This is a genomic window from Paraburkholderia fungorum, from assembly GCF_046027605.1.
GTDB classification, from domain to species: Bacteria; Pseudomonadota; Gammaproteobacteria; order Burkholderiales; family Burkholderiaceae; genus Paraburkholderia; species Paraburkholderia fungorum_F.
Genome location: NZ_JAQQEF010000021.1, coordinates 14,326 through 38,944 on the forward strand (window position 1 = coordinate 14,326; position 24,619 = coordinate 38,944).

A 24,619-nucleotide genomic window follows, 5' to 3' on the forward strand; every position below is an offset into this window, starting at 1 on the left:
GCCGGCCCTCAGGTCCGGCGCAACCCAACGCACACCAACGCACACATTCGATGAAGCTGACACCTCGCGAGAAGGACAAGCTGCTGATCTTTACCGCCGCGCTGCTCGCTGAACGGCGCCGCGCTCGCGGCCTCAAACTGAACTACCCGGAAGCGATTGCCTTCATCACCGCCGCGCTGATGGAAGCCGCCCGTGACGGCAAAACGGTCGCCGAGGTCATGCACTACGGCACCACGCTGCTGACGCGCGCGGACGTGATGGAAGGCGTGCCGGAAATGATCCCCGACATCCAGGTCGAAGCCACGTTCCCCGACGGCACCAAGCTCGTTACCGTTCATCACCCGATCCCCTAATCACGCTTTAATCACGTAAGGCACGCCCCATGATTCCCGGCGAACTCCTCATCGACGACGGCGAACACGAACTCAACGCGGGCCGCGTCACCGTCACGGTGATCGTGTCGAATACCGGCGACCGGCCAGTGCAGATCGGCTCGCACTATCACTTCTACGAAGTGAATGAAGCGCTCTCCTTCGACCGTGAAGCGGCGCGCGGCTTCCGGCTGAACATCGCAGCGGGCACCGCCGTGCGTTTCGAACCCGGCCAGGAACGTACCGTCGAGCTGGTCGAACTGGCCGGCGAGCGCGTCGTCTACGGCTTCAACGGCAAGGTGATGGGCAAGCTCTGATGCGCGACCCGCGCACGCTTGCACCGATCGCCCTGCTCATTTCCGGATCCACACCATGACCTTACGCATTGGCCGCCGCGCATACGCGGAAATGTTCGGCCCCACCACCGGCGACCGTATCCGCCTCGCCGATACCGAGCTGCTGATCGAAGTCGAACGCGACTTCACGACCTACGGCGAAGAAGTGAAATTCGGCGGCGGCAAAGTGATCCGCGACGGCATGGGCCAGTCGCAACGCGTGCACGCCGACGTCGTCGATACGGTCGTGACGAATGCGGTGATTCTCGATCACTGGGGCATCGTCAAGGCTGACATCGGCATCAAGAACGGCCGCATCTTCGCGATCGGCAAAGCGGGCAACCCCGATATTCAACCGGACGTGACGATCGCGATCGGCGCGTCCACTGAAGTGATCGCCGGCGAAGGCCTGATCGTGACGGCGGGCGGCATCGACACGCACATCCACTTCATCAGCCCGCAGCAGATCGAAGAAGCGCTCGCGAGCGGCGTCACGACAATGCTCGGCGGCGGCACGGGTCCGGCAACCGGCACGAATGCGACAACGTGCACGCCGGGTCCGTGGCATCTCGAACGCATGCTGCAAGCCGCCGACGGTTATCCGATGAATCTCGGTTTTCTCGGCAAAGGCAATGTGAGCCAGCCGCAACCGGCTCTGGAGCAGATCGCCGCGGGTGCCATTGGCCTGAAACTGCACGAAGACTGGGGCACCACGCCGGCTGCCATCGACAACTGCCTCTGCGTCGCCGACGCTACCGACACGCAGGTCGCGATCCACACGGATACGCTGAACGAAGCGGGCTTTGTCGAAGCGACCGTGGCCGCATTCAAGGGCCGCACGATCCACACGTATCACACGGAAGGCGCGGGCGGCGGCCACGCGCCGGACATCATCAAGGTGTGCGGCGAAGCGAACGTGCTGCCCTCGTCCACCAATCCGACACGCCCGTACACCGTCAACACGCTCGAAGAGCATCTGGACATGTTGATGGTGTGCCATCACCTGGACCCATCGATCGCGGAAGATATCGCGTTCGCCGAGTCGCGTATTCGTCGCGAGACGATCGCGGCGGAAGATATCCTGCACGACCTCGGCGCGTTGTCGATGCTATCGTCGGATTCGCAGGCGATGGGACGCGTGGGTGAAGTCATCATCCGCACATGGCAGACCGCGCACAAGATGAAGGTGCAACGCGGCGCACTGCCGGAAGACAACGCGCGTCACGACAATTTTCGCGCGAAGCGTTATGTCGCGAAGTACACGATCAACCCGGCGATCACGCACGGCATCTCACACGAAGTCGGCTCGATCGAGCCGGGTAAATGGGCCGATCTGGTGTTCTGGGAGCCGGCGTTTTTCGGCATCAAGCCGTCGTTGATTCTGAAGGGCGGGATGATCGCGATGGCGCAGATGGGCGACCCGAATGCGTCGATTCCAACGCCGCAACCAGTCCATTATCGTGAGATGTTCGCGACGCGTGGCGGTGCGCTGGGACGCACGTCCCTGACCTTCGTTTCGCAGATGGCTGCCGATGCGGGCGTCGGCGAGCGCTATGGGCTGAACAAGCGTATCGTTGCCGTGAAGAACTGCCGCAACATCTCGAAGGCCGACATGATTCACAATGCGTGGCGTCCGGCGATCAGCGTCGATCCGGAAACCTATCAGGTGATCGCCGACGGCCAGTTGCTGACCTGCGAGCCCGCCACCGTGTTGCCGATGGCGCAACGCTACTTTCTGTTCTAACCATGCGTACTATCGACAAACTGATCGCACCGCATCTGAAGCTCGCGCCTGTGCTGGTGAAGCGCGCGCCGACCTTGACGCTCGCTTTCGATGACCGCCGCAAGAGCCGCCTCGCCGCGACGCTCGATAACGGCGAGGAAGTTGCGCTGCTGTTGCCGCGCGGCACGGTGCTGCGCGACGGCGATGTGCTGGTCGCCGACGACGGCGGTTTGGTACGCGTGGTCGCTGCGCCGGAAACGGTGCTGTATGTCCGTGCGAAAAATGCGTTGACGTTGACCCGCGCCGCCTACCACCTCGGCAATCGTCACACGCCAGTCGAAGTCGGCGCGGATTATCTGAAGCTCGAATACGATCCGGTGCTGGCCGATATGCTCAAGCGCATCGGCGCGAGTGTCGATCAGGTGTCGATGCCGTTCCAACCGGAATCCGGCGCGTATGGCGGGGGTCACAAGCATGGTCACGATGAGACCTTTGCTGAAGACTATGCGATCGCGCAGCAGGTGTTTGGTGAGCATCATGGGCATGAGCATTCGCATGATCATGCCCATGGACATGCGCACGGTCACTCGCATGATCACGCGGACCATGAGCACGGTCATAGCCACGCGCAGGGTCACTCGCAAGAGCACGACCACAAAGACGACGATCACGTCCACGACGAATCGTGCGGCCACGGGCATCATCACCACCATGCGCATCGCTGAGCTCACAGCGCTGCTGCATCTTGCGTCGCCGGCATTGCCGATTGGCGCGTTCAGCTACTCGCAAGGTCTCGAAGCGGCGATTGAAGCGCAACTCATCACCGACGCCGATTCCGCACGCGCCTGGATCGCGAGCGGCCTGACCGACGTGCTGGCGCGTGGCGAGTTGCCGTTTCTCGCGCATCAAATGGAACGCTGGCGTGCGCACGACGCAGACGGCTTGAAGGAAGCGAACAGCGAATTCCTGGCAAGCCGCGAGTCCGCGGAACTAAGACGCGAGACGGAACAGATGGGCTGGTCGCTGCGACAGTTGTGCGTTTCGCTGGAATGGGGCGATGCCGATCGACGCATCACGCTGGCATCGCTCAAGCCCTTGGCCCAACCCACGGCTTTCGCCTTCGCCGCATTCGCCCACGACGCAGCGCCTGACGCCGCGCTCGCCGCCTACGCATTCAGCTGGGTGGAGAATCAGGCCGCCGCCGCATTGAAGGCCGTGCCGCTCGGCCAGCTCGCCGGCCAGCGCATCATCGTCGCGCTACGCGAGCCGATCGATGCCGCCGTCACGCAAGCCTTGGCCACCTCGCCCGACAACATCAACACCTTCGCGCCGCAACTCGGCATTCTGTCGGCACGTCACGAGTCGCAGTATTCGCGGCTCTTCCGCTCGTAAAAAGATCCCTCATGAACGCACCTCATCAAGCCACTCATTCGTCTGTCCGCACGAAGAAACTGCCGCCGCTGCGCGTGGGCGTCGGCGGCCCGGTCGGCTCGGGCAAGACCACGCTGCTCGAAATGCTCTGCAAGGCGATGCGCGAACAGTACGACCTCGTCGCGATCACCAACGACATCTATACGAAGGAAGACCAGCGTTTGTTGACCGTGGCAGGCGCGTTGCCGGCCGAGCGGATCATGGGCGTGGAAACGGGCGGCTGCCCGCACACGGCGATTCGCGAAGACGCTTCGATCAACCTCGAAGCCGTCGACCGCATGCTGACGCGCTTTCCCGATGCGGACATCGTGTTCATCGAATCGGGCGGCGATAACCTCGCGGCGACCTTCAGCCCGGAACTGTCGGACCTGACGATCTATGTGATCGACGTGGCCGGCGGCGAGAAGATTCCGCGCAAAGGCGGACCTGGAATCACGAAGTCGGATCTGCTGGTGATCAACAAGACCGACCTCGCACCGATGGTCGGCGCGAACCTGGAAGTGATGGCGTCAGACGCGAAAAAGATGCGCGGCGAGCGGCCCTTCGTGATGTGTAATCTGAAGGCGCTCGATGGACTGGACGTGGTGGTGAAGTTTATCGAGAAGAAGGGGTTGTTGAAGGTTTGAGGCCGTAGGGAACGCCCCCAAGCTTTGAAGCCGGGGCGCTTTCGCGCCTCCCCCTTCACTCCGGCAACAACGCCATCAACACATCCACCGTGCGTGCCGTCGCGCCGCGGTGCCGCGCGGCAAACGCCGAAGCCGCGCCGCCCATCGCCAGCCTGCGCGCCTTGTCGCCGAACAGCTCGCGAAGTGCCCTCGCCAACTCAGCAGGATCTTGCACCTGCACCGCCGCCCCAGCTGCGACCGCATCCGCGGTGGCTTGCGTGAAATTGAACACATGCGGCCCAATCAGCACCGGCACACCGACCGCACACGCCTCAATCAGATTCTGCCCGCCCAGCGGCAGCAAGCTCCCGCCGATAAACGCCAGATCCGAAGCGGCATAGTAAGCGCCCAACTCGCCCATCGAATCACCGAGCAGCACGTTCACATCCGCTGGCAAAGCGGGTACACCACCGCCCGCGATTGAGGCAGCAGCCGATGCCACCGCCGCGGCAGGCGCCCACGTCGAGCGCCGCTCAAGACGCAAGCCCGCCTTTTCAACCAAGGCCGCCACTTCGTTAAACCGTTGCGGATGACGCGGCACCAGAATCAGCAACGCGGCGTCGACGCCAAACGCCGCGAACGCCTGCAGCACCAATTCTTCTTCACCTTCGCGCGTACTCGCCGCGACCCACACGGGCCGCGTGCCGATCGCCGCACGCCACGCATGACCGCGCGCCGCCAGTTCCGCCGGCGTGCTCATATCGAACTTCAGATTGCCGAGCACCGCGACGTTACGCGCACCGAGTGCAGTGAGCCGTTCCGCATCCGACGGACTCTGCGCCAGCACGCGCGCAAACCCACCGAACACGTCCTTGGTCGCATGGCCGAATTTGGCCGCGCGCTTGAACGAGCGCGCCGACATGCGCGCATTGGTCAGCACCAGCGGCACATCCGCGCGACGGCATTCGTCGATCAGCGTCGGCCATACTTCAGTTTCCATCACCAGGCCGAGCGACGGCCGCCATGCCCGCAGAAACCGCCGCACGGCGTGCGGCATGTCGTACGGCAAATAGCTGCGTAACACGCGGTCGCCGAAAATCTGCTCGCCGGTGGCACGGCCACTCGGCGTCATATGCGTCAAAAGAATCCGCGCATCGGGACGCGCTTTCATCAGCGCTTCGATCAGCGGTTGCGCGGCACGCGTCTCGCCCACCGACACCGCATGCACCCAGATCAACGGCGCATTGTCTTCCGGCAAGCGTCCGCGCGAGTAACCGAACCGCTCGCCGATATGCTCACGATAGCCACGCTCCTTGCGCGAACGGATCAGCAGACGCAACACGGCAAGCGGCGCGATGATCCACCAGAGCGCGTTATAGATCGCCCTCAGCATCGAGACTCCGTGCGTCTAAAGCTGGGCTTCGGCGCAAGGGTCGATGTGACTTTCGTCGTGAGCTTCGCGTCGAGCGCGCGTGCGCAATCCAAAGCGGCAGCGGCGCTCAAACCAGCGCCCTGCCCTTCAGGCGCTCGAGAATGCCGAGCGGCGCGCAGTCGGGCTGCGCCATCGCCTTGACCGGCAGGAAGAAGGTCTGCTCCAGCATGAACTGGCCGGACATCACCGCATGCGAGGTCTGATCGGAGAAACAGACCCAGACGCTGCCCGGCGGAAACGGCATGGTCTCCTGCGGGCTCGACTTCTGATACTCGAGGTCGGCCTTCATGCTGTCGTGCAGATTCAGCATCAGATGATCGTATTCGCTGCGCTGAGATTTGGTGACATGCAGCAGATTCAGCAGCCACGCCGAGCCCGGCATTTGCGGTTTGATGCGCGGCAGGAAACGCGTGGCCATATCCTCGAACGGTTCGCCGACGCGCCACACGCGCGGCGCACCATGCGGATTGACGTTGGTGAACACGCGCAGAATGCGCTCGCCATAGTTCGGCCGCGACGGGAATGCATCCACATGCAAACGGCTATCGTCCTTACGCCACGACGTCTCACGCCCTTCCACCTGGTGCAGCCGCAGGCTCGTGGGCGCGACGCGCAACCTGCCGTTGTATTCGGGGAACAGCCCATCGACGAGCGTGCGCGCATTGGCCTGATAACGCGCGATCAACGCGCGCACCGCCGATTGCGTGACGGCGTCGCCGGCCACGCCATGCAGCGCGCCGCCATTCGGTTCGAGACTGATGTTCTTGCGATTCGGATCGGCGAGCGCGGGATCGAGCAAGGCCTGTTCGCCGCCTTCGATCGCAAAGCGCAGGTTCGGGAAATACAGCACCTTGCCGCGTTCGACGCCGGCCAGCAGCATCTCGCGCGGCACGGACAGATTGCGTCCGTGCCAGTCAGCGTTCGCTACTTCGATGATCTGGGTTTCGTTCATGGTCGCCCTTGAAAACGGATGGAGCGGAAGGCGAAGCACACCGCATTACAGCGCTACAACATTAGAGCAGGCCGAAACCGGCCAGCGCGGACTTGACTTCCTGCAGCGTGGGCGGCTTGCCGGCCGTACCGAGATTGATGACATTCGGCGACCAGTAGCCGCCGGTACGCCACGCGGTGGCGAAATTGTACAACTCGACCGTGGGCCGCTTCAGCGCCGCCGCGATGTGGACTAGCCCTGTGTCAACGCCGACTGTCGCGGCAGCGCCTTCGATCAGGCCGACCACGGCCGGCAACGCCAATCTGGGCGGCACGATTGCGGCAGCGCCGAATTCCTTCGCCAGACGTTCGCTGGTGATGCGTTCTTCCTCGCTGCCCCACGGCAGCACGATCGACGCCCCGCGCCGCACCAGAGACTGACCGAGTTCGATCCAGGCGGTATCGGGCCACTGCTTGTCGGCGCGTGAGGTCGCATGCACGAACACGACGTAGGGCACCGGCAGGTTCAGATTCGCCTCCGACAAAGCCAGCGCCGCGCGCCCGGTGTCGAGGCCGAAGTCGATATCGTCGGTGGGTTGCGGCGGCGGGTCGTTCAGCGCCGCGGCCACCAGTTGGCGCGTACGCTCGACCACATGGGTGCGCGCCTCGATCGGCACGCGCTTTTCGTAGAAGAAGCGCACCGGCCATTCGAAGCCTGCGCCGTCGGTACGGTTCGCGAGGCCGACCACGGGTCCGCGCGCCATGCTCGCGACCCACGCGGTCTTGATGAGCCCCTGGCAGTCGATCACGAGGTCGTAATTCTCGGCGGCGAGCGCGCGGCGAAACGCGCCGATCTCGCGCCAGTTGTCGACCGAGAGGATGCGCTTGCGCCAACGGCGCAGCGAAACGGGAATCGCCCGCCGCACGCCGCTGACCAGCTCCACGAGCCCCACGAAGCTTTCTTCGACGAGCCAGTCGATCTGGGCGTCGGGATGACGGCGGCGGATGTCGGCGATCACCGGCATGTTGTGAACCACGTCGCCCAATGACGACACCCTCACGATCAGTATCTTTTGCACGCTCAAGTGTGGGAAAACCGGCTATCCGGCCCGAAGTGCGTTGAGAGAGCCCCCAAACCTGTCGCTTCGCGCCAGGCCCGGCGTTTTCTCACGAGGAGAGGAGCGCAATTCTAGCGCGCCCCAGGTAAATGACATGAAAAAACGCGGCGCGGTAAGTGAAACCCGCGCCGCGTTCGACGGCTGCCGCAGCTCATGACGAACCACGGCGCCGCTCAAGCTTTTAGAACGGCAGCTTCGCGTCAGGCTTCTCCGCCATGATCACGCGGCGGAAGTCTTCCTGGATGCGCTTAAGCGCTTCGTCGCTGTCGGCTTCGAAACGCATCACCACGACCGGCGTGGTGTTCGACGAACGCGCGAGGCCAAAACCGTCCGGATACTCGACACGCAGACCGTCGATCTTCACGATGTCGTCCGCGCCGGTGAACTTCGCGTTCTGCTGCAAGCGCGCGATCAGTTCGAAGTTTTCGCCTTCTTCGAGCTTCAATTGCAGCTCCGGCGTGGAATTCGAATTCGGCAGCGAGTTGAGCAGCTGGCTCGGATCGGCCACCCGCGTGAGGATTTCCAGTAGACGCGCGCCGGTGTAAAGGCCGTCGTCGAAACCATACCAGCGGTCCTTGAAGAACACGTGGCCGCTCATTTCGCCTGCCAGCGGCGCGCCGGTTTCGCGCAACTTCGCCTTCACGAGCGAGTGGCCGGTCTTCCACATCAGCGGTTCACCGCCCTTGTCCTTGACCCACTTGGCCAGATTGCGCGTGCACTTCACGTCGTAAATGATCTGCGCGCCCTTGTTGCGCGACAGCACTTCTTCGGCGAACAGCATGAGTTGGCGGTCCGGATAGATGATCTGGCCGTCTTTGGTGACGACGCCGAGGCGGTCGCCGTCGCCGTCGAATGCGAAGCCGATTTCAGCGTCGGTCTCCTTCAGCGCGCGGATCACGTCCTGGAGGTTTTCCGGGTGAGCCGGGTCCGGGTGGTGATTCGGGAAGTTGCCGTCGATCTCGGTGAACAGTTCGACCAGTTCGCAACCGAGCTTCTTGAAGAGCTTCGGCGCGAGGCCGCCTGCGACACCATTGCCGGTATCGACCACGATCTTGATCGGGCGCGCCAGCTTGACGTCGCTGGCAATGCGCTCGAGATAGGCGTCGGCGATATCGTACTCAGTGTACGTGCCGCTACCATCAGAGAAGTTTTCGTCGACGATACGCTGATGCAGCGCCAGGATCTGCTCGCCGTAAATAGCCGCGCTGCGCAGGACCATCTTGAAGCCGTTGTAGTCAGGCGGATTGTGACTACCCGTCACGACGATGCACGAATCGACGCGGCGCTCGCCACCGTCGAGCTGCAACGGCACGCTGGCCGCGAAGTAGCCGACCGGTGTGGGCACCATGCCGACGTTGACCACGTCGACGCCGGCTGCACGCAGCCCGTCCGACAGCGCCTGGATCAGTTCGGGACCCGACAGGCGCCCGTCACGCGCGACCACCACGGCGTCGCCGCCTTGCGCCCGTACTTCGCTGCCGAAGGCACGGCCGATCGAACGCGCTGCATCGGCGTCGAGCGTCTTGCCAATCACGCCGCGAATGTCATACGCCTTGAAAATAGATTTGGAGATCATATTGGCTCACTTGCGTGCAATGGAAAATTTTGACCGGCGCGTCGCTGGGGGATCGGTAAATTGAGCAGCGAATTCGCTCTTCACCGACTGACAAGACCTCGCGAAGCGCTTATGCCGGAAGCGATCCGGTTCCAACTTATAATTACGCTTTTCGGACCAGTCTTATAACCGCCATTCTAATGCTTAGACGCCCTCCTTTTGTAAAGTTGCCGCGACAGGCGGCCAGGTGGGCGGTTGCGCGCAGTGCGCGCCATACGCACAGCGCACGCCTCGCGTCGCCGGTGCCGCCCATGCAATTGGCGCAAGCCGTACAACAAGCGCCGTTGCATTGCCGAGCGGCCGCCGGATGCTGACGCTCAAACGCTTCGCCAACCCCGACGTCACGCGCGCCTTCAGCAATATCGCCTGGCTCGGGCTGGAGCGGCTCACGCAGATCGGCGTGGCGATCGTGATCAGCGGCATGCTGGCGCGCTACTTCGGACCCGACACCTTCGGCAAATGGCAGTACGCGAACACGCTGCTGCTAGTGCTTTCGCCGATCACCTGGGTGTGCGGCGCCGAAATTCTGGTGCCCGCCATCGTCGCCCGGCCGCCCACTCAATTGGGCACCGTGCTCGGCAGCGCCTTCACGCTGCGCTTTTCGGTTTCCGTCGCGGCGCTGCTGATCACATGGCTCGGCATCGCGTTGCACTTCTTCGACCCGCTGGCGGGCGCGATGCTCGCGGGTCTTGCGGTGACGATGCTGTTTCGCGAGCCGTTCGTCGGCGTGATCAACGCGTGGCTGCAAAGCATGACGTACAGCAAGCCGCAGCTGCTTACCAGCATGAGCACCGCGGTGGTAAAAGCGGGTTTTGTCTATCTGCTAGTACGCGCGATGGCAACGCCCGCGCGCTTTGGCTGGTTGTGGGCCGCCGAATCCGCGGCGATCGGCGCGGTTCTTCTGATCTATTACATCCGCCGTCACGGCGGCAAGCTCGGCTGGCATCTCGACCGTTCACTCTTCAAGCACTTCGCGACCGCGGGTACGGTGTTCTGGCTCGGGCTGATCTGTATGTATCTGTTCCTGAAACTGGACAGACTGATGCTCGAGCGGGCGATTTCGTTCGCCGACCTCGGCCGTTATTCCGCCGCGCAGCAGTTGAACGAAAACTGGATCACGCTCGCGCTGATGCTCGCGCAAACCATTGCGCCGGCCTTCGTCTATCGCGTGCAGGATGCGGCGCAATTGCGCCGCAACGTGTGGCGGCTCACGGCGATGACCGCCGCGCTGATGGTAAGCGGCGCGATCGTGCTGGATCTGCTGGCTGGCTTCATCATCCGCCGCGTGTTCGGGCCGGGCTTTGAAGGCGCCATCGAGATTTTCCGCTGGGCCGTGTGGCTTTCCGTGCCGGCCGGAATCGAAGCGATCGGCAATCTGATCGTGCTGAAATATCAGGCCAAGTTCGTGTTGCTTTCCAAGTGGCTGTTGGCGCTTGCGGTCGCGTTCGCCGTCAATCTGCTGGCAATTCCCCGCCTCGGCGCTTATGGTGCGCTGGTCGGACTCGCGGCCGGCTATCTCGCCGCCGCGTCAGTCAATCTTTATTACATTCGTTTTAAATTGCGCCCATGACGAATTCATCCGCCACAGCGCACTCCCTCGACGACGTCGCCGTCCTGATGCCCGCGTATAACGGTCAGGCCGACGTCGATCTCACGCTCGCCTCGTTCAGCGAAAGCGCGCTGGTCCACGTACTGATCGTCGACGACGGCAGCACGACACCGATCGTCGCGCCGGCAATCCCGAACATGAAGATCGAAGTGCTGCGCATGCCGCGCAACAGCGGCATTGAACGCGCGCTGCAAACCGGCATCGACGCCCTCGCCCAGCGCGGTTTTCGCTACGCGGCCCGCATCGACGCGGGCGACCGCAGCGTGCCGCAACGGCTCGCCAAACAACGCATGTTCATGGGACTGCATCCGCAAGTGGCCGGCCTCGGCATGTGGACACAGGTCGTCACGCGTGAAGGGAAACCGCTTTTCATGCTGACGCCGCCCGCCGAACCGAACCAGATTCGTCGTCTGCGCTTCTTCCGTTCTTGCCTCGCGCATCCTTCGATGATGTTGCGCGTCGACGCCGTGCGCGCGGCCGGCAACTATCGCGCGACGTATCCTTCCGCCGAAGACCTCGACCTGTTCCTGCGTTTGATGGAACGCCACGACTGCGCGAATCTGCCGGAGCTCGGGCTCTATTACGAACTGAACGAAGGCGGAATTAGCGCGACCAAACGGCGCCGCCAGGTCAACTCGACGCTGCGGCTGCAACTGCGCTACTTCAACGCCGCCAATCTGTACGACTGGCTGGGTCTCGCCAAAAACCTGCTGCATCTGGTGACGCCTTACAGCGCATTGCAGCGGGTTAAACGCATGCTGCTTGCGCCGCGTGCCAGCCGTTGATTCCATTGCGTCACTCACATTGCGTCACTCACCCCGTCATTTCATCCCGTCATTCACCGTCGAGCCCGTTCCCGCATGAAGCCTGCCTTGAAGTCGACGCCCGCGCTACGCATTACACTCGTCTGTAACACCGCCTGGGCAATCTATACGTATCGGCAAGGGTTGATCCGCATGCTGGTTGGACGCGGCGTCGACGTGACCGTCCTCGCGCCGCGCGACCGCACGTTCGACCTGCTCACCGCGATGGGGTGCCGCTGCATCGAATTGCCGGTGGCGTCCAAAGGCACCAGTCCGCGTGACGACCTGCGCACGCTTTTGTCGTTGTATCGTTTGTATCGAAGCATCCGCCCGCATGTCGTGTTCCACTACACGATCAAGCCGAACATCTACGGCTCGGTCGCCGCGAAACTGGCGGGCGTGCAGTCGGTGGCGGTGACTACCGGGCTCGGTTACGTGTTCATCCAGCAGAGCCGCGCGGCGCTTGTCGCCAAAAAACTGTACCGTTTTGCCTTCCGTTTCCCACGTGAAGTCTGGTTTTTGAACCGCGACGACCAGGCCGCGTTTGTCGAGCAGAATTTGTTGGTGCATCCTGAGCGTGCGAGGCTGTTGCATGGCGAAGGCGTCGATCTCGAACAGTTCACCTTCACGCCGCTGCCGGAGCGGGCGGAATACAGGTTCGTGCTGATCGGGCGGCTCTTGTGGGACAAGGGCGTCGGCGAATATGTCGAAGCGGCGCGGCGTGTGCGTGAACGTTACCCGCAGGCGCGGTTCCAGTTGCTCGGTCCGGTCGGCGTCGACAACCCGAGTGCGATCACGCGCGAAGAGGTGGCCATGTGGGAGCGGGATGGCATCATCGAGTATCTTGGCGAGGCGCACGACGTACGGCCCTTCATCGCCGACGCGGACTGCGTGGTCCTGCCGTCCTATCGGGAAGGCGTGCCTCGCACGCTGATGGAAGCATCGGCAATGGGCCGGCCGATCGTGACGACGGATGTGCCCGGCTGCCGTGAGGTGGTGGCGGACGGCGTCAATGGATTGCTGTGCGAAGTACGCAATGCAGAGAGTCTCGCAGCGAAGCTGGCGCAGATGCTCGACATGAGCGGCGCCGAGCGCCGTGCAATGGCTGAACGCGGTCGGCAGAAAGTCGCGCAAGAGTTCGACGAACGCGTCGTCGTCGAAACATATAAAGACCTGGTGCAGAAAATGACGGGCGTTTTACTTTAACGGAGCAACAGCATGACCACGAAGGGTACGATTCTGGTAACAGGTGGTGCAGGATTTATCGGCTCGCACACCTGTGTCGAACTGCTGAACGGCGGTTACGACGTCGTGGTAATCGACAATCTCGTGAACAGCAGCCGCGAATCGCTGCGGCGCGTGGAGGAAATCACCGGCAAGACTGTGACCTTCTACGAAGCCGACGCGCGCGACGAAGCGGCGCTCAACCGTATTTTCGACGCCCACCCGATCACCGGCGCGATTCACTTTGCCGCACTGAAGGCGGTGGGCGAATCGGTCGCCAAACCGATCGAGTACTACAACAATAACGTCGGCAGCTTGCTGACGGTGCTCGGCGTGATGCGCGATCGCAACGTGAAGCAGTTCGTGTTCAGTTCGTCGGCAACGGTGTATGGCGTGCCGAAGAGCTCGCCGATCGATGAATCGTTTCCGCTCTCGGCGACCAATCCTTATGGGCAGTCGAAGCTGATTGCCGAGCAGGTTTTGCGTGACCTGGAAGTGGCGGATGCTTCATGGCGGATTGCGACGCTGCGCTATTTCAATCCCGTTGGCGCGCATGAGAGCGGATTGATTGGCGAGGATCCGGCCGGAATTCCGAACAACCTGATGCCGTATGTGGCGCAGGTTGCGGTGGGCAAGCTGGAAAAGCTGCGGGTGTTTGGTGGCGACTATGAAACGCCCGACGGCACGGGCGTGCGCGACTATATCCACGTCGTCGATCTGGCGCGCGGGCATCTGGCCGCGCTCGACGCGCTGGTCAAACGCGACGCCAGCTTCGTCGTGAACCTCGGTACGGGTCAGGGCTATAGCGTGATCGACGTGGTCAAGGCATTCGAGAAAGCCGCCGGCCGGCCCGTGCCGTATGAAATCGTGGCGCGGCGGCCGGGCGATGTGGCTTCGTGCTTTGCCGATCCGGCGGCGGCTGAGAGGGTGATCGGCTGGCGCGCGGAGTATGGGATTGAGCAGATGTGTGCGGATCACTGGCGGTGGCAGTCGGCGAATCCGAACGGCTTTAACTGATCACTATCGCAGCAATGTCACACGCATGCCGCGAAATGCGGCATGCGTGCATTTCTCCGCTCCTGCGCGGCACGTGCAAGGGAGCATCACTCGGAGCGTAACGAGCCCGGTCGCCGCGCCGCGCCGCGGCTGATGTGCACGGCAATGTCACGCGCGATCCTTGCATTCGAAAACATGGGACGCCAGCCAATGGCGAGCGATTCGTCTATCGAAAGTACGTGTGGCAGTTCGAGCATCAGCAATTGCTCGCGGGCAAGCAGTCGGTAACCGGTGAGCCAGGACAGGCATCTCACCGGCATGAGGGGAATGGATATCTTCCTTGCATGCGGAATGCCGAGCTCGTCTCCGATCTCGTCGATCCATTGACGAATGGACAGAGGCTCCGGATCGGCGGCGTTGAAGAGCCCGCCCGCGCGGACTTCGGCGATTCGGCAGATCAGGCTCGCCACATCCACGACGTGCACCATCTGGATCTTGTGATCGCCGCGCCCTGGAAATGCGACGAACCCGAACCGCGTCATCATCTTGACGAAGCCCCTGAAGAGGCCCTCGCGACCTTCACCGCCAATGATGCAGGGCAGGACGGTGGCCGCGCCCGGCATGCTGTTCACGAAGGCCTGCGCGGCCATCTTCGAGCGACTATAAACGCCCTCTCCGCTCATCGGGCTGCACACGTCGTAGGTTTCCTGCCCGGTCTGCCGGTACATCATGCTCGTGCCGACATGAACGAAATGCGCGGCCTGACCGCGATAGCGCTCGCACAGGTTTTCCGCCGCGCGCACGTTGTTCCGTTCAAAAAACGACTTTCTGAAGAAGAGCGGCAGGTCCCTGGTGACGTATTGAACCGCGGCACAGTTGACCACCACGTCAACGTCCGGCAGCGAAGCCGTGAACGCCGAATCGGAAAGATCTCCTCGCAGATCGACCGGTCCGGTCTTGTCAGTAGTAGTCACCTCATGAGCGGCCGCGTTGAACTGCTTGACGCACTCAGTCCCAAGAAAGCCCGACGCGCCGGTTACCAGTACTCGCATAGTGTGACTCCGAATTCGAGCGTTACGATTTCGCGACGAGATAAACCCCGACGACAATGACGGCGATGCCGATCAATTTCTGCGTCGAGAGATATTCTCCAAACAAGTACCAGGCGGCTATCGCGTTGACCACATATCCGATCGACAGCATCGGATACGCCACGCTCACCGGCACCTTGGACAAGGCCACGATCCAAATCGCGACGCTCAGCACGTAACACGTCAGCCCTGCCATGATATGAGGCTCAAATCCCACTCTGAACACAGTTGAGAGCGCTGCTTCGCGGCTGAAACTGAGTGCACCCAGCGCATTGGTTCCGGCTTTCAACCAGAGTTGCGCCATCGCATTCAGCAGGACGCCACTCACGATTAGAACAAAACTCAGGATGCTCATTTATCCTCCAGGTTGGATGCCGCAAAATCTTAGAGTGGATAAGTACCGGTGGCGGCCACGCGCGCCGAAGCATATGCGGCGTTCGACCGGTTCGTGTCGATCTATGCTGCAAAATATCCGAAGGCGACGGAAACGCTGAAGAAGGACCGGGAGCGCCTGTTAGCCATTTACGCATTCCCAGCCGAAATTGGCAGCATTTGCGGACCACGAATGCGATCGAGTCGACGTTCGCGACCGTGGGCCACCGGACGACGCGTACGCACAACTGCGTGTCGCGACCGACCTTCCTGTGTCTGGCATTTCAAGGTAATCGAGGAAGCCGAAAAACCTGACGCCGCATCGCCGGCCCCCCACAGATCAAGCTATTGCTGGAGGGCATTGCCTTCAGGGAGGGCGAACCGGTGCAAGACGATCAACCGGGCAGAAACTCGCCGCCCGACGTCGCCGCCCATCAAACTGCCCGTCCTTGACCTTATCTCGAAGCGATGACAACCGTAGCGACGCACAGACTGATTATCAGCACGCTTACCCGATTGCGGATCGCGAACACGATCGGGTCATCAAGCATCTGCCCGCGGAACGCCATCATCCACATGCGGCTGATCCAGAACAGCAGCAAACCGAATAGTAGCCACAGCGCCTGCGGATGACGGTACAACACCTTTACGTCGGACGAGTCCATGTACAACGCCAGCACCAACACCGCGACGTAGCCCGACGCGGTACCAAACGAACGCAGGATGCCCAGGTCTTGCGTGATATAGCCGCGGCCGGCAGCGGAGCCCTTGCCCTCGCGCAGCAGCGCGTCAAGTTCCGTGTAGCGCTTGATCATTGCGAGGCTCAGAAAAATCAGCACCGAGAACATGATCAGCCAGTTCGACAGTGGAATATTGCCTGCCGCGCCGCCGGCGACGATTCGTGTCGTATAGAGTGCCGCGAGTGTGAAGACGTCGACGAGCATCATTCTTTTCAGACAAAACGAATACGCAAGCGTGATTGCAAAATAACCTGCCAACACGAGCTGGAACAGCGGAGACAGGAGTGCCGCGAGACAGACGGCGATCGCAATCAGCACAGTCATCACGAAGACGCCGAACACGAGCGGCAGTTGCCCAGACGCAAATGGACGATTCCGTTTGCGTGTGTGACGTCTGTCGGCTTCGAGATCCAGCATGTCGTTCATCAGATAAATTGATGACGCGCACATACTAAAAGAGACGAACGCAATCGTTTCGGAGACGATCGTATGTATGTCGAAAAATCGGTGTGAAGCGAGGAACGGCACGAAGATAAGCAGATTCTTGATCCACTGATACACGCGCATTTCACGGACAACCAGGCCCACAAGCGAACGCTTGTCATCGATATGCAGGATCGTGGAACTGACCTTCTCCGCGGCGGCCGCGATATGCTGACTGCCGACAACGATCGCGTACCGGCATTTTTTCCATACCGGCACATCGGCGCGAGCGTTGCCGCAATAGTCGAAACCGTGCGTCCCAAATTCCGCGGACAATGCGCCCGCCTTGTTCGCGCCGGTTAGATTGTGTTCTCCGTCGCTCGCCATCACACCCTTGAAGAACCCGAAGTGTGTGGCAACCTGTTCGGCGAATTGTTTGTGCGACGACGTACATAAATACAAATCGCGGCCGCTCGATTTCTGCGAGTAAAGAAACTCGAGCAGTTTCGCGTTGTACGGCAACAGCGAAACGTCAATCGCGACGCGCGATGCGATCTGCGCCTTCAGATTGGCCTTGCCGTGCAGCAGCCACGCAAAGCACAGAAAGATGTAAAGAGGATTGCGCTTCAACAGCAAGAGGAAGGATTCGACCAGAAGGTCTGTATGCGTAAGCGTTCCATCGAGATCCACACAAAGAGGAATACTTGCCTCGGCCATATCGAGATCCACACAAAGAGGAACACTTGCCTCGGCCATACCTCACCTCGAACGTGATCTTGTCTGCCACTTGGGGGCGCGGCATCTCGCGTATCGGCCCGCGTAAGCGGTCCCACGCAGATACTACGTCGAGCGTTTTTTCTTTTCTGTGCGTTAGACCACCTTCATATCGTGCGAAAACCGAATAACATCAGAGGCGTGCTCCATGCGGGTTTTGAGAATATTCAGACGTGCCGTCGTCGATGGGCTGCGTCGACCAGGATATCGAAGAGAGGAAGCTATGCTGAATGACCCGCTTTCCAGTTCCGGCATTCGACGAATGCTGCTCGTGGCCATTTATTTCCTGGCAGCGGCGGCATCATTCAGCGGTTATTTCTCAAAGTGGCATTTTCGAGACAACATGCCGGAAGCATCGTTGCCGAAGATGCTCGACGGTACGGCGGATCGCCCGTACGTCTACCGGCAGTTGTTGCCGGCCATCGCAAACGGCATCGAGCGCGCGCTGCCGGCGCGCTTAAAGCAGCGCGCGGACGCGCTGTTACTCGACGACGATCCGTCTCATCATCCGATCTCGCGGTTGTACTCGAATACGCCAGACTCACGCGATCCGCGCTATGCGCTACGTTACTACCTGATTTATGCGATGTCGTTCGGGTCGCTGCTGCTTGCGCTGTTCGCGCTGCGTACCGTTTGTCTGGACCTGCAGTCAAATCGCGTCGGCGCGACACTCGCCCCGCTCGCGTTCGCGGCCGGCTTGCCACTGCTGCTGACCGAAGGCGGCTATTACTACGACATGTCTGAGCTTCTCTTCATGGCGCTCGCGGTGCATTTGGCGTTGAAGGGAAGAATGCTGCCGCTGATCGTCTTGACGGCGCTCGCGACGTGGAACAAAGAGTCGTTTCTGTTCTTCACGCTCACGTTGTATCCGTTCTTGCGGGGCACGCTGTCGATCAAGTCGACCCTGCGCATCCAGGTGGTGTTGCTTGCCGTGGCCACGGCCGTCAACGTGTTGATCAAGCTCAAATACGCACAGAATACTGGCGGGCTGGTGCAGATTCATTTGATGGATAACCTGCGGTTCCTGGTCAATCCTCTCAGCTATCTACATTTCGAATACAACTACGGCGTGCTGACCCCGAAGGGTTTCAACGTCATCAACCTCCTGTTAATTGCAGTGCTCGTGAAGACGGCGTGGTCCCGCCTTGCGCCATCAGTGCGGCAGTCGCTGATGATCGGCGTCGTGGTCAATGTACCGTTGTTTCTCGCATTCTGCTTTCGTGATGAGCTGCGCAACTTCAGCTTGCTGTATGTCGGATTCGTGGTAGTTCTATGCGCCAGTATTGATGCCTATGTCGAAAGCCTTTATCGCGTGGGAAGTGTGGCGGCTCAAATTCCGGATGCGGACCATCACAGCGCACAGGCGCTTGCGGACAGCGCCGTAGGTGTGAACCGCCTCGACAAATGGGTCGCGAATCGGCGTGGCGGACTCGCGCGATGGTTCCTGGCATGGCGCGCTACGAGGTGAAGGCGAACGATTGGGCCGCAGCAGCCCACGCTGTGCTTCGATTGCTTGACATGCCAATACCGGAGGCCGGATCAATAAACACCCGTGTGTGTGGAGTTGATCATTGCGCCTTCTGTTGAGAGGGTGCCCCTTCTATGAGCAGAAAGTTGTCAAGGGTTTTCGCGAACCGGTGGCCGATACCCGTTTTACGACCTCATCGAAGGAGATTCGCAGCATGAACATGCCCGCCTCCACGATCGCACTCGCCGCCACGCTACGAGATCACTTCGCTCGAGTCCTCCTGCCGATCTGGCGCGGACCTGGCTTCAATACCACAATGCATCTGCCCTACGAGGCCGTCAGCGCCGACGCGAGCCATCGCCCGATGCCGGTTGAGCGCTATCGCGCTATGGCATGTGCGCGGCAGTTGTTCGTTTTCTCGCAGGCCGGCGAAGCAGTCCATGCGCATGTGCTGTTCGAAGCACTGCTGCACTACTTCCAGGACAAGCGACGAGGCGGTTGGTTCTACAGTGTGGATGCGCAAGGTGCGCCGCTCGATACCACCAAGGATCTCTATACGCACGCGTTCCTGGTCTTCGCGTGCGCCGAGTATGCCGCGCGTTTCGGTAATCGCGATGCGCTTGACCTCGTCCACAGCACGTCGGCGCTGATCGAAGCGCGTTTCGCCGCGCAACACGGGTTGTTCAACGCGTCGCTCGACGCGGATTTCTCTACAGTGACCGGCACACCTGTGCAGAACCCGTTGATGCATCTCACCGAAGCGTGGCTCGTCGCGCGCGAGGCGACGCAGGACAGCGCGTTCGATTCCAGACTGCGTAAGCTGGCTGACGCTATCGAACGCACCTTCCTGCATGCGCCGACCGGCTGCATCGCGGAACTGCCGTCGGGTGCCGACGGCAATCGCCTGGAGCCCGGCCATCAGTTCGAATGGTTCTGGCTGGTCAAGCGGGCGGGCACGCTAATGGACGGATCGGGACTCGAGGAGGCACTCTCGCGCGCGTTTGGATTTGCGCAGCAACATGGCGTGGACCCGGTCACGGGCGGCGTATGCGCATCACTCGACGAAGCCGGCAGGATCAAGGACGCCACGCAGCGGATCTGGGCGCAAAGCGAATATCTGCGCGCGCTCGTTACCGTTGACGATGATGCGGCGCGCCGCGCGTTGCCCGGGCAAATCGAGCGCTTCCGCCAGCGCTTTTTGCATCCGCAAGGCTGGTTCGAATGCAAGACGGGCGCTGGCGATGTATCGCGCGCCGACATGCCGTCCACCACGCCCTATCATCTCGCCACTGCGTACGCGGCGTTACCGGCCGAGGACCGCGTGGCTCCTAATTAACCTGGATGATCCGCAGGGATTCGCTGCCAAGGTAGATTCAAATTCGACGGCGACATGATCGCCGAAGGCATGATGCTGCTGGTCGAGCAGTTCGCGGCCGTAACGCCCAATGTGGCCGACCCTGGCTACACCATGCTGCATAAAATGTCGGCCACGCATCCGGGTTGACGCGTTCACCGACCGCCGGCCTGCATTCGCAATCGCCAAACGAAAGCGCGTCGGCACTTCACCGTCATCTCAACCACGCCGGGCATCGGCGCGACGAACCTCTTTAATCACATACATGGACGCGGTCATTGGAGCATTCCCTAACCACGCGTTATGTGCTGTACCGAACGGTGTAGCCATATTCGTACGGATACGCTACGTCTAAACAAGCTCGGCAAACAGCGGAGCAGGCAGACTGTGTCTTTGCATTAAAGGCCATGTTGACCGGATGGAAAAATGCAAGAGACAGAAAATCGACTTATCTATCGAATTCGTCACTCATTATTTCGACACCTGGATAGCCGGCAGGCGCTGCCGACGATCGTTTTCGCATTGCCAATAATGAAAGTCTGAGGTTTAGCACTACCTGATTTCTCCCGATCTGAGTCGGCCAAGACATCGGCATTTTACGACTTTTCCGCAGATTGACGTCAAATCTCAAACCTATACTTCATACGCGGACAATTAGAATTCGATTTCCCATGTATTACGCCAGATTGCGCGCGAGGAATACATTTCTCATATCGTATGGAGAGATTTTTTATTCTGATTTTTGTTTGAAATACTGGCACAACCTGAAATACCAAACACTGATGTAACCGTCAACGAACCGCGATCCGGGGGCAGCAATGGCTTTAGTCGGCAAGCATTCGGAATCAGTGTCAAAGGACGTCGATACTTTCGATACTCGCCACGTAAGTCGTCCGCAAGTCGAACATACGGAACACGGCGGTTGCGGCTTTTCAGCTTCTCATATGGATGGCACCGCGGAATTCGATCGCAGCGAAGAATCGTTTCCTTCGGACGCGTCAACGGAGACAACGGCAAGCCCTATGGCTTGCCGCACCTTGTCTGCGGCGAACGATCCTGACATTCCGCTCAGGAAAGGCGACGTCACAAAGCGCGCCCTCGATATCGTTGGTGCGTCCGCCTTGCTCGTCATCCTATTCCCGATTTTCCTCGTAATCGGTTGCGTCGTACTGAGCGACGGCGGGTCAGCTTTCTTCGGGCATCACCGGGTTGGAAAAGGCGGCCGGCCGTTTCGCTGTTTAAAGTTTCGCTCCATGGTACCGAAGGCCGACCTCGTTCTCGCCCAACTCCTTGCCACCGACGCCCACGCGCGTGAGGAATGGAACTGCGATTTCAAGCTTAAGAACGATGTGCGTATCACTTCAGTTGGCCGGGTTCTGCGCAAGACGAGCCTCGATGAACTGCCTCAACTCTGGAATGTCCTTCTCGGCGACATGAGCCTGGTCGGCCCTCGACCCATCGTCAACGAGGAACTGGAACGATATGGCGCCGACGCCCACTACTACCTGCAGGTAAGACCCGGGTTGACAGGATTGTGGCAGGTAAGCGGACGAAACGATGTTGACTATGCAACGAGAGTCGCACTGGACGTCACTTACGTAAAAGAGCGTTCAACTATGCTCGACATCAGCATTCTGCTGAAAACGTTCAAAGTAGTCTTTGACGGATGTGGGGCGTACTGAACAGCATGCACCCAGCAGAAGCGAATCTATTTATATGGAATGCATATGAAACTTTCTCACGTCGTCGAATCGACCCCGACAGGAAAGCTCTCACTGGAGACCCATTGTTGAACTGTAGACTTCCGACGACCAGGACTGCAGGCGGACGCGGCAAGGAAGTTGATTATGCAATGAAATCTGCTTTTCCGCGCGGTACCTGCGCAATGATCGAGAAATCCAGAGGGTTGAGGAGTCTATGACAGTGAACCACGCGAATTGGTCAACATCGAGCTTCGAGCCGGCACTTCAGCAACCCGTGTCGACAAGCTACTTTCCAGGCGCCCTCTATCGCGGGCGTTGGCTCATCGTCGGTTCGACACTTCTGTTTACGCTAGCAGGCGTTGGCTACGCGACGTTCAAGCAGCCTTTGTATCGCTCCGATATCCTGATTCAGGTCGAGGGGAGCCCGGAACAGCAAAAGGGTGCGCTAAGCGACGTATCGTCGATGTTCGACGTGAAGACCGATGTGGCATCCGAGATCGAAGTGTTGAAGTCGCGGATGGTCACATCGCGGGCGGTCAACAACCTGAAGCTCTATATCGAGGCTGGGCCGCGCTATATCCCAGTCATCGGCTGGTGGCTCTCTGCGCGTTCGGATGAGTTGTCTACTCCGTTGCCTGGCGGCTTTGTGAGCGGCACGGAAGGGATCGACGTCGCAACTTTCAACACCCCGCAGCGCTTATATGGCAAGACCTTTAGTCTGACGCTGGAACCGGGCGGAGGCTACACGCTCGTGGGCAAGGCATCCATGTTCGGGGACAGTTTTCAGCTACAGGGTCGTGTCGGTCAGATGCTGCACGGGCAGACGCCTTACGGCCTGGTTGAGCTGCTGGTGCAGCGCGTGGACGGGCGGCCGGGTGCTACCTTTAATCTAAAACGTTATTCGGAAGCCGGTACGATCGAGTGGTTGCAGAATACCGTTTCGGTCCTTGAGAGAGGCAAACAGTCCAACATCATCGGCGCGACGCTCGATGGCGCAGATCCGAAGGAGGACAGCCGGATCCTGAATGAAATCGGGCGTGCCTATATCGAACAGAACGTGCAGCACAAATCTGCAGCGGCGAACAAGTCGATCCACTTTCTGGACGCGCAACTGCCGGTGCTAAAGGCACAACTGGATGCGGCCGAAACCCGATTCAACGCGTTCCGCGCGGAGCACGGCACGATTGATACGAGTCAGTACGGTACGACCCTGTTGCAACAATCGGTGGCAGATCAGGTCAAGGTGTTCGACCTGAAGCAGCGCCGCGACGATTTAATGTCGCGCTTCACTGAGGGGCATCCCCAGGTGCAGGCAATCGACCGCCAGTTGCAGGACGCGCAAGCGGCGCTTGCAGTGGTGCTGGAGGCCACCCGAGCGTTGCCGATACTCGAACAACAAGTTGTGCAACTCAAGCGTGACGTGCAGGTGCACACCGACCTGTACAGGATTTTGCTCGATACCCGTCAGCAACTCACGCTCGTGGGCGCGGGTAAGGTGAGTAACGTTCGGCTGATCGACTCCGCCATGCCGACGGAGAACCCGATTCAGCCGCGCGTCGGCGTCGTGATTGGCGGCTCGATACTTTCTGGTCTGCTGGTCGGCGCGGGTCTTGTGCTTTTCCGGCGGCGCGTGAACGGCTTGGTGGGGGGGGACCCGCAGGAAATTGAAGCATCGGTCGGTCTGCCCGTGTACGCCACGGTGCCGCCGCACGGCCGTCTGCCCGATTACACGCGTCGCGACGCACCGGCGAAGCCAATCGAACCGCTCATGCTGACCCATGCCTTCAGCAATAGTGCAACCATCGAAAGCCTGCGCAGCTTCTGCACGATACTGCAATTCAGGCTACCGGAGGCGCGTAACCGGGCTGTGCTGATCACCGGGCCAACGGCCGGCATTGGCAAGTCGTTCGTTTCGGCGAATCTTGCGATGCTGGCAGGTGCGTCGAATAAACGCGTGCTGCTGATCGATGCCGATCTGCGCAAGGGCGGTTTGCATCAATACTTCAAAGTCGAACGCGGACAGGGGCTGTCAGAAGTTGTGGCGGGCACGTCCCCCTTCGAAGCAGTATTACAACGCAACGTGTCGCCGGGACTCGACTTTCTGTCCACGGGAGAAGCGCCGTCCGGTCCGAGTGAGTTGCTGTCGCGACCCGAATTCGCGAATTTGATTGGGCAACTCAGTTTGCAATACGACATGGTGGTGATTGACGGCCCCCCGCTGTTGATGGCCTCCGATGCGATCGTGCTGGGGCACGCCGCCGGCGCGGTCTTCATGGTAGCTCGCCATGGCGTGACCACTTTGCCCGATATCCGTGAGAGCGCTCGTAGACTGGCGCAGGCAGGCGTGCCGGTCCGCGGCGTGGTGCTCAACGACTTCAAGGCACTGCCGGGCCGATATGGTTACGGTTACGGTTACGGGGATAGTGCCTCGGGAGGTTACACACGCGGTGGCTCTACAGAGCAGCGAGCGTAACAATGATCGCGCGCTGAGCTATCCATGCG

The 24,619-nt window shown here is 60.6% G+C and carries 21 protein-coding genes and 1 pseudogene; 15 read left to right on the forward strand and 7 right to left on the reverse strand.

Going from position 1 to position 24,619, the window contains the following annotated elements; translation table 11 throughout:
• Positions 1 to 50 precede the first annotated feature (50 nt).
• From ureA to ureG, 6 genes are read left to right on the forward strand one after another with little or no spacing between them, the layout of a single operon-like run.
• Positions 51 to 353: an urease subunit gamma gene (gene ureA / locus PQR53_RS28215; RefSeq protein ID WP_054041799.1), complete on the forward strand. Its 303-nt coding sequence runs from the start codon at positions 51 to 53 to the stop codon at positions 351 to 353.
• Between the two features lie 29 nt (positions 354 to 382).
• Positions 383 to 688 (forward strand): urease subunit beta, encoded by a 306-nt coding sequence (locus PQR53_RS28220; RefSeq protein ID WP_408461414.1) that lies wholly within the window; start codon positions 383 to 385, stop codon positions 686 to 688.
• A 55-nt stretch (positions 689 to 743) separates the two neighbouring features.
• Entirely contained in the window at positions 744 to 2,450 is a 1,707-nt protein-coding gene (gene ureC, locus PQR53_RS28225) for an urease subunit alpha (protein WP_408461417.1), read from the forward strand.
• A 2-nt stretch (positions 2,451 to 2,452) separates the two neighbouring features.
• Positions 2,453 to 3,154 (forward strand): urease accessory protein UreE, encoded by a 702-nt coding sequence (gene ureE, locus PQR53_RS28230; protein WP_408461420.1) that lies wholly within the window; start codon positions 2,453 to 2,455, stop codon positions 3,152 to 3,154.
• A complete protein-coding gene (locus tag PQR53_RS28235; RefSeq protein ID WP_408461632.1) occupies positions 3,141 to 3,821 on the forward strand; it encodes an urease accessory protein UreF in 681 nt (226 codons plus the stop codon). The genes ureE and PQR53_RS28235 overlap by 14 nt, the downstream gene beginning before the upstream one ends.
• An 11-nt stretch (positions 3,822 to 3,832) precedes the next feature.
• The gene (ureG, locus tag PQR53_RS28240) at positions 3,833 to 4,486 is read left to right on the forward strand and encodes an urease accessory protein UreG (RefSeq protein ID WP_408461422.1); all 654 of its coding nucleotides are present in this window, start codon (positions 3,833 to 3,835) and stop codon (positions 4,484 to 4,486) included.
• A gap of 55 nt (positions 4,487 to 4,541) precedes the next feature.
• Here ureG and waaA read toward each other — a convergent pair whose 3' ends face one another.
• The 4 genes from waaA to PQR53_RS28260 all read right to left on the reverse strand — a co-directional run bounded on the left by waaA (position 4,542) and on the right by PQR53_RS28260 (position 9,521).
• Complete coding sequence (gene waaA, locus PQR53_RS28245) at positions 4,542 to 5,858, reverse strand: lipid IV(A) 3-deoxy-D-manno-octulosonic acid transferase (protein WP_408461425.1); 1,317 nt, start codon at positions 5,856 to 5,858, stop codon at positions 4,542 to 4,544.
• A 106-nt stretch (positions 5,859 to 5,964) separates the two neighbouring features.
• A complete protein-coding gene (gene kdoO / locus PQR53_RS28250; protein ID WP_408461428.1) occupies positions 5,965 to 6,849 on the reverse strand; it encodes a Kdo hydroxylase KdoO in 885 nt (294 codons plus the stop codon).
• A gap of 61 nt (positions 6,850 to 6,910) precedes the next feature.
• Positions 6,911 to 7,906 carry a lipopolysaccharide heptosyltransferase I gene (gene waaC, locus PQR53_RS28255; RefSeq protein ID WP_408461431.1) on the reverse strand — a complete coding sequence of 332 codons (996 nt, stop codon included), beginning with the start codon at positions 7,904 to 7,906 and terminating at the stop codon, positions 6,911 to 6,913.
• A gap of 220 nt (positions 7,907 to 8,126) precedes the next feature.
• On the reverse strand, positions 8,127 to 9,521 hold the full coding sequence (locus PQR53_RS28260; RefSeq protein ID WP_408461434.1) for a phosphomannomutase/phosphoglucomutase: 1,395 nt from the start codon (positions 9,519 to 9,521) through the stop codon (positions 8,127 to 8,129).
• Between the two features lie 346 nt (positions 9,522 to 9,867).
• Between PQR53_RS28260 and PQR53_RS28265 the strand changes: the two genes are divergently transcribed.
• From PQR53_RS28265 to galE, 4 genes are all read left to right on the forward strand, one after another.
• Positions 9,868 to 11,130, forward strand: coding sequence for an oligosaccharide flippase family protein (locus tag PQR53_RS28265; protein WP_408461437.1), 1,263 nt, complete (start codon positions 9,868 to 9,870; stop codon positions 11,128 to 11,130).
• Positions 11,127 to 11,954 carry a glycosyltransferase gene (locus PQR53_RS28270; RefSeq protein ID WP_408461440.1) on the forward strand — a complete coding sequence of 276 codons (828 nt, stop codon included), beginning with the start codon at positions 11,127 to 11,129 and terminating at the stop codon, positions 11,952 to 11,954. The genes PQR53_RS28265 and PQR53_RS28270 overlap by 4 nt, the downstream gene beginning before the upstream one ends.
• Positions 11,955 to 12,029: 75 nt before the next feature.
• Positions 12,030 to 13,178 carry a glycosyltransferase family 4 protein gene (locus tag PQR53_RS28275; protein ID WP_408461443.1) on the forward strand — a complete coding sequence of 383 codons (1,149 nt, stop codon included), beginning with the start codon at positions 12,030 to 12,032 and terminating at the stop codon, positions 13,176 to 13,178.
• A gap of 12 nt (positions 13,179 to 13,190) precedes the next feature.
• Positions 13,191 to 14,213: a UDP-glucose 4-epimerase GalE gene (gene galE, locus PQR53_RS28280; RefSeq protein WP_408461446.1), complete on the forward strand. Its 1,023-nt coding sequence runs from the start codon at positions 13,191 to 13,193 to the stop codon at positions 14,211 to 14,213.
• An 86-nt stretch (positions 14,214 to 14,299) separates the two neighbouring features.
• Here the strand turns inward: galE and PQR53_RS28285 are convergent, their stop codons facing one another.
• On the reverse strand, positions 14,300 to 15,244 hold the full coding sequence (locus PQR53_RS28285) for an NAD-dependent epimerase/dehydratase family protein (protein WP_408461449.1): 945 nt from the start codon (positions 15,242 to 15,244) through the stop codon (positions 14,300 to 14,302).
• 22 nt (positions 15,245 to 15,266) lie between these two features.
• Positions 15,267 to 15,638 carry an SMR family transporter gene (locus PQR53_RS28290; RefSeq protein WP_408461451.1) on the reverse strand — a complete coding sequence of 124 codons (372 nt, stop codon included), beginning with the start codon at positions 15,636 to 15,638 and terminating at the stop codon, positions 15,267 to 15,269.
• Between the two features lie 48 nt (positions 15,639 to 15,686).
• Here PQR53_RS28290 and PQR53_RS28295 point away from each other — a divergent pair.
• Positions 15,687 to 16,108, forward strand: a pseudogene (locus PQR53_RS28295) (transposase); the annotation flags it as partial.
• Between the two features lie 2 nt (positions 16,109 to 16,110).
• Here PQR53_RS28295 and PQR53_RS28300 read toward each other — a convergent pair.
• On the reverse strand, positions 16,111 to 17,535 hold the full coding sequence (locus tag PQR53_RS28300) for a UbiA family prenyltransferase (protein WP_408461454.1): 1,425 nt from the start codon (positions 17,533 to 17,535) through the stop codon (positions 16,111 to 16,113).
• Positions 17,536 to 17,935: 400 nt separating this feature from the next.
• Here PQR53_RS28300 and PQR53_RS28305 point away from each other — a divergent pair, with 400 nt between their 5' ends.
• The 4 genes from PQR53_RS28305 (at position 17,936) to PQR53_RS28320 (ending at position 24,590) form a co-directional block, all read left to right on the forward strand.
• Positions 17,936 to 19,060: a hypothetical protein gene (locus PQR53_RS28305; protein WP_408461457.1), complete on the forward strand. Its 1,125-nt coding sequence runs from the start codon at positions 17,936 to 17,938 to the stop codon at positions 19,058 to 19,060.
• Between the two features lie 214 nt (positions 19,061 to 19,274).
• The gene (locus tag PQR53_RS28310; RefSeq protein WP_408461460.1) at positions 19,275 to 20,396 is read left to right on the forward strand and encodes an AGE family epimerase/isomerase; all 1,122 of its coding nucleotides are present in this window, start codon (positions 19,275 to 19,277) and stop codon (positions 20,394 to 20,396) included.
• Positions 20,397 to 21,232: 836 nt separating this feature from the next.
• Entirely contained in the window at positions 21,233 to 22,096 is an 864-nt protein-coding gene (locus tag PQR53_RS28315; protein ID WP_408461463.1) for a sugar transferase, read from the forward strand.
• Positions 22,097 to 22,331: 235 nt separating this feature from the next.
• The gene (locus tag PQR53_RS28320) at positions 22,332 to 24,590 is read left to right on the forward strand and encodes a polysaccharide biosynthesis tyrosine autokinase (RefSeq protein ID WP_408461465.1); all 2,259 of its coding nucleotides are present in this window, start codon (positions 22,332 to 22,334) and stop codon (positions 24,588 to 24,590) included.
• The last annotated feature ends 29 nt before the right edge of the window (positions 24,591 to 24,619 follow it).